Source organism: Agromyces fucosus (genome assembly GCF_004134865.1).
GTDB classification, from domain to species: Bacteria; Actinomycetota; Actinomycetes; order Actinomycetales; family Microbacteriaceae; genus Agromyces; species Agromyces fucosus.
This window is the reverse complement of sequence record NZ_SDPO01000002.1, coordinates 495,157-508,962: the sequence shown is the minus strand read 5'-3', so window position 1 is coordinate 508,962 and position 13,806 is coordinate 495,157. Positions and strand designations below refer to the sequence as shown.

Genomic DNA, 13,806 nt, shown 5'->3' with positions numbered 1-13,806 from the left:
TTCATGACCACCGACCTCCGCTCGATCGAGACGTCGCTGACGTCCCCCGAGGCGTTCCTCGCCGTGTGCACCGAGAGCAAGGTGTTCGGGGCGAAGAAGAAGGCGAAGGCCGCCTACGAGATCTGGACGACCGCCGCCGACCGCAAGGTCTGGGCGTACCGGGCGCTGCGGGCGCCGGGAGGACAGGGAACCGGGTTCCGCGTCGGCCTGCTCTGGGATCCGACGGTCGTGACGCCCGACTTCGCCGCGATCGAGGCCGCCATCGCCGGCGAGCTGCCCGTGGAACTGGTTCGGAAGAACGAGAAGGAGGTGTGGAAGGCGCGCGACGGAAAGCAGAACATCTTCTTCGGCTGGCGGGGCGTCCAGGGCACCGAACTCTCGCAGTGGTTCCGCACCCGCTTCGGTGTGGACGCGTTCGCCGCCCAGGTCTTCGACGCGTCCGACTTCGACGACAACGTCGCGGTCATCGCACAGCACGACGGCACCGACAGGGTGTGGCTCGTGGCATGCTGACCGGAGACGGTCGGCTCGCCGACCGGCGCCCCGTCGACTTCCACGTTCTCGATGCGCCGTTGGGGCGGCAGGACCTCGCCGCGTACGCGGCCCATCGGGATGGCGCATGGGGCCCGTGGCGGGTCTCCCTACTCGGGTCGGCTGCCTCGATCGGTCTCGGCATCGCCACCGTCTGGCTGTTCCCGCGATTCGGGTGGCTCGTGGTCCTCGTGGGTGGCCTGGCACTCGCGCTCGTCGTCTCGGGCTGGCGCTGGTGGCTCGTCGGATTCGCCCGTTCGGCGCGTCTCGCGCGATTCGCGAATGCGAACGGCTTCGCCTATGCGGACGAGCTCAGGAACGACTCGCGCGCGGGAGTCGGCTTCCCTCCGGGGAAGCAGAACGTCGGCCGCGCCTCGATCTTCGTCGACGGCGCGCACGGCACGTTCCTGATCGGTCAGAACACCGTGGTCAGTCCGCGGGGCGAGTCGGCCGTCGACTTCCGCAGGCCGTTCCGCTTCGTCGAGCTGGAGCTGCCGGCCGCGGTGCCGCACGTCCTTCTCAAGAATCGACGCTCGCGCATCCTGCCGATGATCGACGGCGCAGCACCGAATTCGGTGCGGCTCGGGCTCGAGGGCGACTTCGACCGGTCGTTCACGCTGTACTGCCCGAAGGGCTACGAGCGCGACGCGCTGTACCTCTTCACGCCGAACGTCATGGCGGCGCTGCTGGACGTCGCCCGAACGGCCGAGGTCGAGCTGGTCGACCGGCGCATGTACGTCTACCTCCCCGCGCGAACGCCGGTGTGGACGTCGGACGGGATGCGTTCGGTCTTCGACCTCGTGGAGTTGCTCGGCAGGCGCGTGCACCGCAATGCGGTGCGATACGCCGACGATCGCGCGGAGGAATCCGGCACGGTCGCCCAGGCCGGGTCCAGAATCCGCACGGCCGGCCGCTTCACCGGCCTCACCGTGATCTGGCTCCTCACGATCGTGGTGTCGACGGGACTGATCCTCATCGGGCCCGCGCTGCTCGCCCGGTCCTGACGTCTCGGTCTCCGGGAACGGCGGCGCCCCGTCGTCTCGCGCCGCGACTACCGCGCGACGAAGGAGAGCCGGCGGTTCGCGAACTCGCCGATGCCGACGGGGCCCATCTCGCGCCCGAATCCCGAGCGCTTCACGCCGCCGAAGGGCAGCTCGGCCGCCTCGGCCGCGATGACGTTCACGTGGGTCATGCCGACCTCGAGCCGTGAGGCGACGCGAGCTGCACGTGCCCCGTCGGTCGAGAACACGGAGCCGCCGAGGCCCAGGTCGCAGTCGTTGGCGAGCTCGAGCGCCTCCTCGTCGCTGTGCACGCGGTAGACCGTCGCCACGGGGCCGAAGATCTCCTCGCGGTACGACTCCGAGTCACGGGGCACGCCCGTCAGCACGGCGGGGGAGAAGTAGGCACCGGGCCCGTCGGACAGCACGCCGCCGGCCTCGAGGGTCGCGCCGGCGGCCACGGCCTTCTGCACCTGGGCGTTCACGGTCTCGGCGGCGGCGCGCGAGGACATCGGCACGAACTGCCCCTCGCCGAGGTCGAGCTGGTCGCCCGGCTCGAGCCCCTCCGCGAGACGGCGCAGTTCGGCGACGAACTCGTCGTAGATGTCGTCCATCACGATCAGGCGCTTGTTCGAGTTGCACACCTGGCCGGCGTTGTAGACGCGGAAGTCCCAGGCCGCCTTCGCGACGCTCGCGACGTCGTCGGCGTCGAGCACGACCATGGGGTCGATGCCGCCGAGCTCGAGCACGCACTTCTTGAGGTGCTGTCCGGCCTGTGCGCCGATGATGGCGCCGGCCCGCTCGGAGCCCGTCAGCGAGACGCCCTGCACACGAGGGTCGGCGATCATCATCGCGATCTGGTCGTGCGAGGCGAACACGTTCTGGTAGCCGCCGACGGGGATGCCGGCCTCCTCCATGATCGCCTGCACCGCGAGCGCCGAGCGCGCGCAGATGTCGGCGTGCTTCAGGATGATCGTGTTGCCGAGCACGAGGTTCGGCGCCGCGAAGCGGGCAACCTGGTAGTACGGGAAGTTCCACGGCATGACGCCGAGCAGCGCGCCGACGGGCAGGTGCTCGATGGTCGCCTTGCCCGGGATCGTGCTCGGGATCTCCTGGTCGGTGATCAGGCCCGGGCCGTAGACGGCGTAGTAGTCGATGATCGAAGCGGCGAACTCGACCTCGTCGGCCGACTCGGCGAGCGACTTGCCCATCTCGACGGCGATGAGTCGCGCGAGCTCGTCCTTCCGCTCGACGAAGAGCTCCGCGACTCGCTTGACCGCCGCTGCGCGCTCCTGCACGCTGCGGTCGCGCCATTCGCGGTAGGCGGCGTCGGCCGTCGCGAGGGTCTGCTCGATCTCCGCGTCGGTCGCTGCATCGAACGACTCGACGATCTCGCCGGTCGCAGGGTTCTGAACTCGGTACTTCGCCATTCTCTGATCCTCCTGGAGTGCGCCTCAGCGCGAGATGAACACCTTGCGCAGCGTCTCGCGCACGGTCCAGATCGTCTTCATGCCCGCCTCGAGGCGCACGACGGCGCCGGGGGCGAGGATGATCGGGTCGAGATGACCGCGCCCGGTCGGCGCCGTCTCGAACTCGACGGTCGCGGCGCCTGACAGCACGACGAAGACCTCGTCGACCTCGACGTCGCGCATCGCGCCGGGCGTCATCTCCCAGACGCCGATCTCGCCGGCGTCCGACGAGTCGAGCGCCGCGTAGCCGGTGGCGGGCGCGCCGGCGACGACCTGGTCGGCAGGCACGGGTTCGTGCTCGAGCACGAGCCCCGGGGCATCCGTCAGTGCGCCGGCGAGGAGGCGGAGATCGTCGCTCATGAGTCGAACCCCAGTCCGAGTGCGTCGAGCGTCTTCAGCAGGATGTTGCGCTTGCCGCGGTTGTGATCGGCACGATCGAGCGACCAGCGGGTCGCGTTGATGCCCATCGATGCCGCAGGTTCGGGCGGGAAGGGCAGGGGGCGCTTGCGCACCATCTCGAGCTGCGTGCGCTCGTTGTCGCGACCCTCGAGCAGGTCGAGCATGACCTCGGCCGCGAAGCGCGTCGAGCCGACGCCGAGGCCCGTGAAGCCGGCGGCGTACGCGACGCGGTTGTCGCGTGCCGTGCCGAAGAACGCCGTGAACTGGGTGCTCGTGTCGATCGCGCCGGCCCACTGGTGGCTGAACTGCAGGCCCTCGAGCTGGGGGAAGGTCGTGAAGAAGTGGCTCGCGAGCTTCTGCCAGCTCTCGGGGCGGTTCTCGTACTCCGCACGCACCTTGCGACCGTAGTTGTAGATCGCGTCGTACCCGCCGAAGAGGATGCGGTTGTCCTTCGAGAGGCGGTAGTAGTGGAACTGGTTCGCCATGTCGCCGATGCCCTGGCGATCCTTCCAGCCGATGTCGGCGAGCTGCTGCTCCGACAGGGGCTCGGTCATGAGCACGTAGTCGTAGACGGGCACCGTCATGAGCCGGTTGCGCTTCAGGAGCGACGGGAACACGTTCGTCGCGAGCACGGCGTGTGCGGCGTCGACGCGACCGCTCTCGGTGATCACCGAGACGGCGCCGGTCGAGCCGGGGGTGTCGATGCGCTTGACGGGCGAGTGCTCGAAGATCTCGACGCCGAGGTCTTCGGCGACGCGGGCGAGCTCGGATGCGAGGCGCGCAGGATGCACCATCGCGTTCGTGCGCTGCTCCCAGACGCCGGCGAGGTAGGTCGGCGAGGCCACGGAGGCCTGCACGGCCGCCTCGTCGAGGAAGACGACGCCCTCGTCGCCCTGCTTCACGGCCTCGGCATGCCAGTCGCGCAGCCACTCGACCTGGTGCTCCTCGATCGCGGGCGCGAGCATGCCGGTTCGCTCGAAGTGGAAGTCCATGCCGTACTCGGCCTCTGCCGCCTCGATCGCGTCGAGGTTCTGCATGCCGAGGCGGTGGAGGGTCGGCATCTCCTTCGGCCAGCGCGCCGTGCCGTTCCCATCGCCGTGCGTGAGGCTCGCCTCGCAGAACCCGCCGTTTCGACCGGATGCCGCCCAGCCGATGCTCTTCGCCTCGACGAGCACGATGCGCGCCCCGGGGTTGCGGCGCTTGGCGAGCACCGCCGACCAGAGGCCCGTGTAGCCGCCGCCGACGATGACGAGGTCGGCGACGTGGTCGCCGGTGAGCTTCGGGCGACCGCCCACCGCCCCCTCGGGCAGGTCGTCGAGCCAGAACACCGAACGGGCGGTGTGCTCGAGCGAATGGGCGATGACGGATGCCGGCGGCTTCTGTCGTTCGAAGACGGTGGTGCCCACAGGTATCACTCCGATGCGGTTGTGGTGCATCCATCCTTTCGCGGGGCGTGCACGCGCGCCAGTTCGTCGTGTCTCGACATCAGCTCGCGGCCGGACACGGTGGCCGGAGTACCGCAGCCAACCGATCAATGGAATTGTCTTGACAAATCTTCTTGTCGGTGCGACGCTGGTCGTATCGACACGGAACTGGGAATTCCCGGTCCGTCCGCAGCACCGGATCAGGAGATGGAACGATGAGAACAGTCACACTCGGCATGAACGTATCCCTCGATGGCTTCGTGGCCACCGATGACGGAGGGCTCGATTGGGTGTTTCCGAACTTCAGCCCCGAGCTGATGGCCGATACCCAGCAGCTGCTCGGGGGGCTCGACACGATCCTCATGGGTCGCAAGAACTACGAGGGTCAGGCCGCGACCTGGCCGGCGGCCGAGGGCCCGCTCGCCGACGTCATGAACAACGTCGAGAAGGTTGTCTTCTCGACGACGCTGACGGACGTCGATTGGAACAATGCACGGCTCGCGACAGGCAGTCCCGAAGAGGAGATCGCTCGTCTCAAGTCGCTTCCCGGTGGCCCGATCGGGGTCTCGGGCGGCGCCGCGTTCGCCCAGTACCTCTCGTCGCACGGTCTGGTGGACGAGTACCGCCTCACGATCCACCCCGTCGTGCTCGGCAGCGGGCTTCCGGTCTTCACCACGAACATCGGCTTCGACATCATGGATTCCACCGACTACCCCAACGGGGTGACGGTGCGGAGGCTCCGTCCGACGCATGCAGCCGCCGTATCCTGATCTCCCACTCGAACCCAGGAGTCCTCATGCTCGATGTGAGCCCGATCGAGAACGCGGATGCCGCGGTCGCATCCCTCGATCCGATCCGATCCCGGCTTCTCGCCGAGCTCGCCGTGCCGAACTCGGCCACCGCGCTGGGCCATCGCCTCGGGCTCCCTCGGCAGAAGGTGAACTACCACCTCAGGACCCTCGAGGAGCACGGCCTGATCGAGCTCGCCGAGGAGCGCAAGAAGGGCAACGTCATCGAACGGGTCATGCGGGCCACGGCGTCGTCCTATGTGATCACGCCGGCGGCGCTCTCCTCCGTGCAGCCCGACCCCGCCCGGTCGCCCGATCGGCTCTCGGCAGGCTGGATGCTGGCGCTCGCCGCCCGGCTCGTGCGAGATGTCGGGGCACTCATCACCGCGGCGGCACGCCAATCGAAGCCGCTCGCCACCTTCGCCCTCGACGGCGAGATCCGATTCGCGTCCGCCGCCGACCGTGCAGCCTTCGCCGAGGAGCTCAGCAACGCCGCCCTCGAGCTCGTGAGCCGGTACCACGACGAGTCCGCGGTGCGGGGTCGCGACTACCGGCTCGTCCTCGCCATCCATCCGAGCACGAAGCCGCCGTCGACCACCCAGGAGGACTGACCATGTCGCATCGCTTCGAAGAGCCCGCCGAACTGCACTTCGACCTCTCCGCCGAAACGGTATGGCAGGCGATCGCGACCGGCCCCGGCCTGAGCTCCTGGTTCATGGGGGCCACCGAGGTGGACCCACGAGAGGGAGTCGTGCGCACGACGATGGGCAATTACGCCCAGGAGTCGACGATCGGCGCGTACGAGCCGGTGCGTCACTTCTCATTCACGGGTGCCGAGAGTCCCGACGGGCGGTTCTTCGCCATGGAGTTCCTCATCGAGGCACGTGCCGCAGGCAGCACCGTGCTCAGGATCGTCTCCAGCGGGTTCCTCCCCGGCGACGACTGGGAGGACGAATTCGAGGCGATGCTCTCGGGTGGCCGGATGTACCGGCACACGCTCGTCGAGTACCTCACGCACTTCGCCGGGCGACCGGGGATCGCGATCACCGCGTCCGCTCCGTTCGGCGATCTCGACCGGCGGTGGAGTGCCATGAAGGCCGATCTCGGCGTGACCGGCACGGAGTCCATCGGAGACACGGTCACGCTGACTCCGTCGGGGCTCGCGCCGATTTCCGGAACCGTCGATTCGGCGACGTGGGAGACCTTGGGCGTCCGCAGCGCCGACGCGCTCTATCGCTTCTACCGCGGTCACTACGCCGCCGGGGTCGGCCACCACGTCTTCGCGGGCGAGGTCGACGCGCCCGACGGCACGCGTGCATGGCAGGGCTGGCTCGACGCGGTCGCTCCCTGACCGCTTCGGTCGCGCGGCGTCAATCGCGTGGCGTCAGTCGCGCGGCGCGTGCGCCTCGAGGAACTGGTACACCTCGGTCTGGTCGACGCCCGGGAACGTGCCGGTGGGCAGGGCCGCGAGCAACGACGTCGGGGTGCGCGCAGCGGGCCACGAGGCATCCGCCCACCGATCGGCGAGCCCGGTCGGCGCCTGGCAGCAGGCGGGGTCGGGGCATCGTGAAACCGCACGATGCGGTGTCTCTCGCCCGCGGAACCACTTCACGTGCTCGAACGGCACGCCGACCGAGACCGAGTACTCGCCCTCCTTGGCCTTCTCGATGCGCGAGGTGCACCAGAACGTGCCCGACGGGGTGTCGGTGTACTGGTACCAGGGGCTGAAGCGGTCCTCGACGTCGAAGACGGTGCGGGCCGTCCAGTTGCGGCACATCGTCGTGCCCTCGATCGCCCCGAGCGCGTCGCTCGGGAAGCGCACGCGGTCGTTCTCGTACGCCTTGATGATCGTGCCCGACTCGTGCACCTTCGTGAAGTGCACGGGGATGCCGAGCCGCGCCGTGGCGAGGTTCGTGAACCGGTGCGCGGCCGTCTCGTACGAGACGGCGAACGCGTCGCGCAGCTCCTCCATCGAGATGCGGCGCAGGTTCTTCGCCTCGGTGAGGAAGCGCACCGCGGCCTGCTCTGGCAGCAGGATGGCGGCGGTCAGGTAGTTCGTCTCGATGCGCTGGCGCAGGAAGTCGGCGTAGCCGGCGGGCTCCTCGTGGCCGAGCAGGTGGCTCGCGAGCGCCTGCAGGATCGGCGAACGGGAGTCGCGCGACGGCGACTGCTGCGTCGGCAGGTAGATGCGGCCGTTGCGCTTGTCGGTGACCGATCGCGTGGAGTGCGGCAGGTCGCCCACGTAGTGCAGGGAGTAGCCGAGGTGGCTCGCCATGTCGGCGACGAGCTGGTGCGAGACCGGCCCGCCCGTGTGGCCGACCGCCTCGAGCAGCTCGGCCGCCTTCGCCTCGAGCTCGGGGTAGAAGTTGTCGCGGGCGCGCATCTCGGCGCGCAACTGGGCGTTGGCCCGTCGCGCCTCCTCGGGTGTCGCCGCGCGTTCGCGGTGCAGCCGGTCGATCTCGTTGTGGAGGCTCAGGATCGTCTGCAGCGTCTGGTCGTTCATGCTCTTGGCCACGCGGAACGAGGGCAGGCCGAGCGCCGCGAACACCGGCCCGCGCTGGGCGCGCTCGACGGCGATCTCGAGCGCGGCGCGTTCCGAAGGGGCATCCGCTCGGAGCAGTTCGTCGACGCTCGTCCCGAGGGCGAGCGCGATCGTGCGCAGCATCGAGAGGCGGGGCTCCCGCTTGCCGTTCTCGATCGCGGAGACCTGCGACGGTGCGCGGTCGATCGCGGCGGCGAGCTCGCCGAGGGTCATGCCGCGCGCCGCGCGACGGTCGCGGATGCGACGGCCGAGCGTGAGCGCGTCGACCTCGTCGGCACTCGACTCGGCGAGGTCGGGGGAGGGGGTCGCGCTGCGATCCGCGGTGATCATGCCTTCGATGGTGACATGGGTGATCGGATGCCGCAAACGGAAGAATCCCGGAATTTCCGAGTTGAACCAGCAACTTCCGGAAATCTGCCGCGATCGTGCTGCACCTCGCAGTGAAAGATCGCGGTTCTGCGGCCGACGCCGTCAGGCCGACGGACTCAGCCGCGGTTTCAGCTCGTTCGCGAAGAAGTCCATGAACCCGTCGGGGTCGGGCCCGTTGTTCATCAGCACGACGTGGTCGTAGCCGACCTCCTCGTATTTGCGGATCGCGTCGAGGTGCTTCGCGACATCGGGCCCGCAGGGCATGGCGTTCGCCACGTCCTCCGGCCTGACGACCTCGGCCGCCGCCTCGAAATTCGCCGGGTTGGGGAGCTCGCTCATGACCTTCCACCCGGTGAGCGACCAGCGACTCGTCTCGAATGCCGACCGGACCGCCGCCTCCTCGGTCTCCGCCCATGCGAGACCCACCTCGCCGTACCTCGGACCAACGCCGCCCGCGGCGCGGTACGTCTCGAGCAACTCGGGCTTCGGTTCGGTGCCGAACATGCCGTCACCGAGTTCGGCGGCGAGCTCCGCGGCATCCGGACCGCCCGCCGCGACCGCGATGACGGGCAGCTCGTCGGGAAGGTCGAACACGCGGGCGTCCTCGAGGTCGAGGTACTCGCCTCGGTACGAGTGGTACCCGCCCGACCACAGCAGCCGGATGATCTCGATCGCTTCGCGCAGCAGGTCCTGCCGCTCTGCGACGGCCGGAAAGCCGCGCCCCACGACGTGCTCGTTCAGGCGCTCGCCGGAGCCGACGCCGAGCGTGAACCGACCGTCGGAGAGGAGGGCGAGCGTCGCAGCCGCCTGGGCGATGACGGCGGGGTGGTACCGCACGGTCGGGCACGTGACCCCGGTCGCGAGCCCGAGCCGAGTGGTCTTCGCCGCGATCGAGCCGAGCACGCTCCACGCGAACGGCGAGTGGCCCTGCGAGTCGAGCCAGGGATGGAAGTGGTCGCTGATCTCGACGAAGTCGAAGCCGCTCTGCTCGGCGAGCTCGGCCTGGCGAACGAGCTCTCCCGGGGCGAAGCCCTCTGCGGCCAGCTTGTATCCGTATCGGATCATCGGTCCCCCTCACCGGACGTGCGCAGGCGACGCTACGCGCGCGCAGTCCGGCCCGGAAGGCGCTTGCGCCCGGAACCCTCACCGACGACAATGCGTGGCTGCGCGCCGACGGATCACCCGCGTTATACGCCGCAGTCGTCGGACGCGCAAGTCCCTTCTCGTGCAAGCGCCGCCGATCTAACGTTGCGCGCATCAGCCGGTGTCGACCTCATGACCCGTCCGACCCCGGTCGACCCGACGGCGCGGACCGACGCCGAACCGGCATCGGTCCCGCGCTGGACCGACATCACGGAAGCGAGAGCAAGATGACCGAGAACACCCCATCGCAGCCTTCGTACGGTTCGCCGGCCGCGGGCTCCACGAGCGACGTCGACGCCGGCTTCGGGGCGGTCCCCGGGGGCGGTTCCGAGGTGACCGAGGATTCCGACGCGACCCGCGGGTCCGCCGCGACCGGCGGTCCCGTCGGCGGTGCCACGACCGGCTCCGCCGGCCCGACCGGCGCGGGCCGGTCATCTTCGCTCGCGGACGACGCCGCCTCGGTCGCCTCCGATGCCGGCGACGCCGGCCACCGAGTGGTCGACGTCGCCAAGGAGGAAGGCAAGGCCGTCGTCGAGGAGACCGCGGAGCAGGCGCGCCGGCTCGCCGACGATGTCACCGTCGAGCTGCGGGAGCAAGCCGCGGTGCAGCAGAAGCGAGTGGCCGGCGGACTCCGCTCAGCGGGAGCGCAGTTCACGCAGATGGCCGACCAGTCCAGCGAGTCGGGGTATGCCACCGACCTCGTGCGCGAAGCCGGCCGACGCGCCGACGACGTCGCACGGTGGCTCGATGCCCGCGACCCCGGCTCCCTCGTGCAGGAGGTGAAGACCTTCGCCCGCCGGCGACCGGGAGCCTTCCTCGCGATCGCCGTCGGAGCCGGCGTCGTCGTCGGGCGGTTGACGCGCGCCCTCGCAACGCCGCCCGACCGTGGTTCCACGGCCACTGAGTCGCGGGCGTCCGCCACCAGCACGCCGGCGACCGGGATGGCAACGGCGCCTGCCACCGCCGCCACCGGCATGCCCGGCGCCGGCCGGTCCGGATCGATCGGCGCACCGTCGGTCGGTGCACCCAGGGGAGGCGCAGCACGATGACCGATGAACCCCGCATCGGCGCGCACGATGCACGACTGGGCTCGGCTGGTCCGGGCGTGGGCGCGCCCGCGACATCCGTCGACCCGCCCTCGTCATCGCCCACGCCCTCCGAGGTGCACGCCGAGACGACCTCGCTCGGCGACCTGTTCGCGGAGGTGAGCCGTGACGTCTCCCTGCTCATGCGGCAGGAGGTCGAGCTGGCCAAGGCCGAGATCTCACGTTCGGCGAAGCGGGCCGGAAAGGGCGCCGGCATGTACGGCGGTGCCGGCGTCGCGGGACTGTTCGCGGCGCTCTTCCTCTCGATCGCGCTCTGGTGGGGACTCGGCTACCTGATCGGGAATGCCTGGTCGGCCATCGTCGTCGCCGCCATCTGGGCCGTCGTCGCGGTCGTGCTCGCGGTCGTCGGCAAGAAGGAGTTCGACAGCGTCGAGGGCATCCCGGAGACCGTCGAGAGCGTCAAGAGGATTCCCGAGACGCTGAAGAGAAATGAGGAGAACCGATGAGTGACCCGGAACTGATCCGTTCGGACATCGAGCGGACCCGACGAGAACTCGGCAGCGACGTCGACGCGCTCGCCGACAAGGTCAACCCCGCCAAGATGGCGCAACGCCAAGGCCACAGGATGAGAGACGCGGTCGGCCGACTGACCGACCGGGTCATGGGCACGGCCTCCGACGTGATCGACTCGGCCGAGTCCGCTGTCGACTCCGCCGGAGAGGCCGTTGCCGGAGCGCCGCGCAAGGTCGCATCGGCGACGCAGGGCAACCCGATCGCCGTCGGCCTCATCGCCTTCGGTGTCGGATGGCTCGCCTCATCCCTCATCCCGGCGTCGAAGCCGGAACGAGACCTGGCCGAGAAGGCGAAGGAGGCGGCAGCCCCCCTCATCGAGGAGGCGCGGGATGTGGCGCAGGAGTCGGTCGAGCACTTGCGCGAGCCGGCCATGCAGGGGGCGGAGGCCGTCAAGGAACGCGCGACCGAGGCCGTCGAAGTCGTGCGCGACGAGGGGGCGTCGGCGGCATCAGAGGTGCAGGCCGAGGCCAAGCATGCGGCGGAGCGCCGGATGGGCTGACCGCCGACGAACGGATGACGCGATGCCGCTCCACTCTCGGAGCGGCATCGCGCCCGTCGGGGTCAGCCGAGCAGCTCGTCGGTCGAGACGACCTCGGCGTAGCTGTCGCCGAGCGCCGCCATGAACGCGGCGTGCACCTGCGCGGCGGGCACCGAGGTGTCGCCGAAGGTGAGGTCGGGGGCGGCGCACGCGTCGTGGACGACGGTCACCGAGTAGCCGGCGTCGGCGGCGGCGCGCACCGTCGCGTCGACGCACATGCTCGACATCATCCCGACGATCACGACGCCGTCGACGTCCGCCCCGGCCGCGCGGAGTCGTGCGTCGAGATCGGTGCCGAGGAACGAGTTCGGGTGCGCCTTGACGACGACGGGCTCGCCCTCGGCAGGGGCGACGAGCGGGTGGATCTCGACGCCGTGGGTGCCGGGCGCGAAGAACGCGGCGTCGGGGGCATCCCACACGTGCTGCACGTGCACGACGGGCTGGGCGGCCTCGCGATGCGAGGCGAGCAGGCGCGCGGCGTTGGCGGCGGCGGCATCGGGGCCGACCAGCGGGTGCGCGCCGCCCTCGAAGTAGTCGTTCTGGATGTCGATGATCACGAGGGTGCGGGTCACGAGAGTCACGATAGCGCCCGATCGCGCGACGCGAGCACTTCGGGCACGTGCGCCTCGGCCCACGCCCGCATCGCGGCGATCGGCTCCAGCAGCGACCTGCCGAGCGGGGTGAGCGCGTACTCGACCCGGGGCGGCGATTCGTCGAAGGCCCGCCTCGACACGAGGCCGTCGCCCTCGAGTGCACGGAGCGTCTCGGTGAGCACCTTCGGCGTGACCACTCCGACTCGGGCCTTCAGCGCGGTGAACCGCATCGGCCCGGGCTCGAGCGCGAGGATGACGAACATCGTCCACCGCTCGCCGATGCGGCCGAACACGACCCGGCTCGGGCAGTCGGGGCTCAGCACGTCCATCGCGGTTGCGTGGGCCCCGTCCTCGTCCAGCAGCGACGTCGACATGGGCTACCTCGTCTCCCTCGGGATCGGTTCCGTTGAAGTAACCAGTATCCGATGCATACCGTGGTCCCCATGCGAATTCTCCTGACCGGTGCCACCGGCTACATCGGATCCTCCGTGCTCGATACGCTCATCGCCTCCGGCCACGAGGTCGTCGCCGTCGTCCGCACTCCCGAGGCCGCCGCGCGCGTCGCCGCGCGAGGTGCGGCGGCCGTCGAGGGCGAGGTGACGGATGCCGCGTGGTTCGGCGCCGTGCTCGACGGCGTCGACGGTGCGGTGCACACGGCCGCCCCCGAAGCGGGAGCCGAGGCGTTCAACACGGCGGTCATCGACACCGTCATCGATCGCTTCGGCGGCACCTCGAAGCGGTTCGTGCTGACGAGCGGCATCTGGGCATACGGCTCGGGCGATGCGATCCACGAGGAAGGCCCGCTCGACGCCCCTGAACTCGTCGCCTGGCGGGTGCCGCTCGAGGAGCGACTGCTCGCGTCATCCGTCGATGCCGCGATCGTCGTGCCCGGGGTCGTCTACGGCCGCGGCCGCGGACTCGCCGGACTCATCACCGACGCGCCCCGCGGCGAGGGAGGCGAGCTCCGGCTCATCGGCGACGGCACCCAGCACTGGACGTGGGTGCACGTCGATGACCTGGCCCGGCTCTACGAACTCGCACTCACCCACGACGGACCGCTCGGCCGCATCGTCGGCAGCGACGGCAACCCGACGACGGTGCGGGCGCTCGCCCGCGCGGTGGCGGGCGGAGCCGGCGTCGCCCCCGAGCCCGTCGAGATCACCCGCGCACGACTCGGCGCCGCGTTCGCCGATGCGCTCCTGCTCGATCAGCGCGCCTCCGGCAGCAAGGCCCGCGAGCTCGGCTGGGTCCCGGAGCACTCGAGCGTGGTCGACGTCGTGACGAACGAGGCATCCGCCGCCTGAGCGCGGCCGCACCGGTGTCGTTCTTCACCGCGTCAATGGGGAGTGCTCCCCATGTCGGGGGATTGCGGCGACTGGTTGGATGGCCGGGG

16 protein-coding genes are annotated in these 13,806 nt (G+C 70.0%); 9 read left to right on the top strand and 7 right to left on the bottom strand.

Going from position 1 to position 13,806, the window contains the following annotated elements:
• The first annotated feature begins 3 nt into the window (after positions 1-3).
• Positions 4-513: a hypothetical protein gene (locus ESP57_RS08095; RefSeq protein ID WP_056005727.1), complete on the top strand. Its 510-nt coding sequence runs from the start codon at positions 4-6 to the stop codon at positions 511-513.
• Positions 507-1,535: a hypothetical protein gene (locus tag ESP57_RS08090; protein WP_129231187.1), complete on the top strand. Its 1,029-nt coding sequence runs from the start codon at positions 507-509 to the stop codon at positions 1,533-1,535. The genes ESP57_RS08095 and ESP57_RS08090 overlap by 7 nt, the downstream gene beginning before the upstream one ends.
• A 47-nt stretch (positions 1,536-1,582) precedes the next feature.
• Here the strand turns inward: ESP57_RS08090 and ESP57_RS08085 are convergent, their stop codons facing one another.
• Genes ESP57_RS08085 through ESP57_RS08075 form a run of 3 tightly spaced genes read right to left on the bottom strand, consistent with a single transcriptional unit; the run spans position 1,583 to position 4,803 of the window.
• Positions 1,583-2,959, bottom strand: a complete 1,377-nt coding sequence (locus ESP57_RS08085) for an NAD-dependent succinate-semialdehyde dehydrogenase (RefSeq protein ID WP_129231186.1) — start codon at positions 2,957-2,959, stop codon at positions 1,583-1,585.
• 24 nt (positions 2,960-2,983) lie between these two features.
• Positions 2,984-3,358, bottom strand: a complete 375-nt coding sequence (locus ESP57_RS08080; protein WP_056005713.1) for a cupin domain-containing protein — start codon at positions 3,356-3,358, stop codon at positions 2,984-2,986.
• A complete protein-coding gene (locus tag ESP57_RS08075) occupies positions 3,355-4,803 on the bottom strand; it encodes an NAD(P)/FAD-dependent oxidoreductase (protein ID WP_129231185.1) in 1,449 nt (482 codons plus the stop codon). Before ESP57_RS08075 ends, ESP57_RS08080 begins: the two co-directional genes overlap by 4 nt.
• A gap of 233 nt (positions 4,804-5,036) precedes the next feature.
• Here ESP57_RS08075 and ESP57_RS08070 point away from each other — a divergent pair, with 233 nt between their 5' ends.
• Genes ESP57_RS08070 through ESP57_RS08060 form a run of 3 tightly spaced genes read left to right on the top strand, consistent with a single transcriptional unit; the run spans position 5,037 to position 6,960 of the window.
• Positions 5,037-5,591 (top strand): dihydrofolate reductase family protein, encoded by a 555-nt coding sequence (locus tag ESP57_RS08070; RefSeq protein WP_129231184.1) that lies wholly within the window; start codon positions 5,037-5,039, stop codon positions 5,589-5,591.
• Positions 5,592-5,617: 26 nt separating this feature from the next.
• Positions 5,618-6,220: a winged helix-turn-helix domain-containing protein gene (locus tag ESP57_RS08065; RefSeq protein ID WP_129231183.1), complete on the top strand. Its 603-nt coding sequence runs from the start codon at positions 5,618-5,620 to the stop codon at positions 6,218-6,220.
• 2 nt (positions 6,221-6,222) lie between these two features.
• Positions 6,223-6,960, top strand: a complete 738-nt coding sequence (locus ESP57_RS08060; protein WP_129231182.1) for an SRPBCC family protein — start codon at positions 6,223-6,225, stop codon at positions 6,958-6,960.
• Between the two features lie 33 nt (positions 6,961-6,993).
• Here the strand turns inward: ESP57_RS08060 and ESP57_RS08055 are convergent, their stop codons facing one another.
• Entirely contained in the window at positions 6,994-8,481 is a 1,488-nt protein-coding gene (locus tag ESP57_RS08055) for an XRE family transcriptional regulator (RefSeq protein WP_129231181.1), read from the bottom strand.
• A gap of 141 nt (positions 8,482-8,622) precedes the next feature.
• Entirely contained in the window at positions 8,623-9,585 is a 963-nt protein-coding gene (locus tag ESP57_RS08050; RefSeq protein WP_207904508.1) for a TIGR03557 family F420-dependent LLM class oxidoreductase, read from the bottom strand.
• A 305-nt stretch (positions 9,586-9,890) separates the two neighbouring features.
• On the opposite strand from ESP57_RS08050, the gene ESP57_RS08045 reads away from it, so the two are divergent.
• From ESP57_RS08045 to ESP57_RS08035, 3 genes are read left to right on the top strand one after another with little or no spacing between them, the layout of a single operon-like run.
• Positions 9,891-10,712, top strand: a complete 822-nt coding sequence (locus ESP57_RS08045) for a hypothetical protein (protein WP_129231180.1) — start codon at positions 9,891-9,893, stop codon at positions 10,710-10,712.
• Positions 10,709-11,215, top strand: coding sequence for a phage holin family protein (locus ESP57_RS08040; RefSeq protein ID WP_129231179.1), 507 nt, complete (start codon positions 10,709-10,711; stop codon positions 11,213-11,215). Before ESP57_RS08045 ends, ESP57_RS08040 begins: the two co-directional genes overlap by 4 nt.
• Positions 11,212-11,781, top strand: a complete 570-nt coding sequence (locus ESP57_RS08035; protein ID WP_115958764.1) for a DUF3618 domain-containing protein — start codon at positions 11,212-11,214, stop codon at positions 11,779-11,781. Before ESP57_RS08040 ends, ESP57_RS08035 begins: the two co-directional genes overlap by 4 nt.
• Before the next feature lie 62 nt (positions 11,782-11,843).
• Here ESP57_RS08035 and ESP57_RS08030 read toward each other — a convergent pair whose 3' ends face one another.
• Positions 11,844-12,392, bottom strand: coding sequence for a cysteine hydrolase family protein (locus ESP57_RS08030; RefSeq protein ID WP_129231178.1), 549 nt, complete (start codon positions 12,390-12,392; stop codon positions 11,844-11,846).
• A gap of 5 nt (positions 12,393-12,397) precedes the next feature.
• Positions 12,398-12,787, bottom strand: a complete 390-nt coding sequence (locus ESP57_RS08025; protein WP_129231177.1) for a winged helix-turn-helix transcriptional regulator — start codon at positions 12,785-12,787, stop codon at positions 12,398-12,400.
• 69 nt (positions 12,788-12,856) lie between these two features.
• On the opposite strand from ESP57_RS08025, the gene ESP57_RS08020 reads away from it, so the two are divergent.
• Complete coding sequence (locus tag ESP57_RS08020; protein WP_129231176.1) at positions 12,857-13,717, top strand: NAD-dependent epimerase/dehydratase family protein; 861 nt, start codon at positions 12,857-12,859, stop codon at positions 13,715-13,717.
• The last annotated feature ends 89 nt before the right edge of the window (positions 13,718-13,806 follow it).

What these genes read in the sequence shown, in the direction of transcription:
- ESP57_RS08035 (WP_115958764.1), top strand. Translation starts at nt 11,212, where the DNA reads ATGAGTGACCCGGAACTGATCCGTTCGGACATCGAGCGGACCCGACGA.
- ESP57_RS08020 (WP_129231176.1), top strand. Translation starts at nt 12,857, where the DNA reads ATGCGAATTCTCCTGACCGGTGCCACCGGCTACATCGGATCCTCCGTG.
- ESP57_RS08060 (WP_129231182.1), top strand. Translation starts at nt 6,223, where the DNA reads ATGTCGCATCGCTTCGAAGAGCCCGCCGAACTGCACTTCGACCTCTCC.
- ESP57_RS08085 (WP_129231186.1), bottom strand. Translation starts at nt 2,959, where the DNA reads ATGGCGAAGTACCGAGTTCAGAACCCTGCGACCGGCGAGATCGTCGAG.
- ESP57_RS08070 (WP_129231184.1), top strand. Translation starts at nt 5,037, where the DNA reads ATGAGAACAGTCACACTCGGCATGAACGTATCCCTCGATGGCTTCGTG.
- ESP57_RS08045 (WP_129231180.1), top strand. Translation starts at nt 9,891, where the DNA reads ATGACCGAGAACACCCCATCGCAGCCTTCGTACGGTTCGCCGGCCGCG.
- ESP57_RS08025 (WP_129231177.1), bottom strand. Translation starts at nt 12,787, where the DNA reads ATGTCGACGTCGCTGCTGGACGAGGACGGGGCCCACGCAACCGCGATG.
- ESP57_RS08055 (WP_129231181.1), bottom strand. Translation starts at nt 8,481, where the DNA reads ATGATCACCGCGGATCGCAGCGCGACCCCCTCCCCCGACCTCGCCGAG.
- ESP57_RS08040 (WP_129231179.1), top strand. Translation starts at nt 10,709, where the DNA reads ATGACCGATGAACCCCGCATCGGCGCGCACGATGCACGACTGGGCTCG.
- ESP57_RS08090 (WP_129231187.1), top strand. Translation starts at nt 507, where the DNA reads ATGCTGACCGGAGACGGTCGGCTCGCCGACCGGCGCCCCGTCGACTTC.
- ESP57_RS08065 (WP_129231183.1), top strand. Translation starts at nt 5,618, where the DNA reads ATGCTCGATGTGAGCCCGATCGAGAACGCGGATGCCGCGGTCGCATCC.
- ESP57_RS08080 (WP_056005713.1), bottom strand. Translation starts at nt 3,358, where the DNA reads ATGAGCGACGATCTCCGCCTCCTCGCCGGCGCACTGACGGATGCCCCG.
- ESP57_RS08050 (WP_207904508.1), bottom strand. Translation starts at nt 9,585, where the DNA reads ATGATCCGATACGGATACAAGCTGGCCGCAGAGGGCTTCGCCCCGGGA.
- ESP57_RS08095 (WP_056005727.1), top strand. Translation starts at nt 4, where the DNA reads ATGACCACCGACCTCCGCTCGATCGAGACGTCGCTGACGTCCCCCGAG.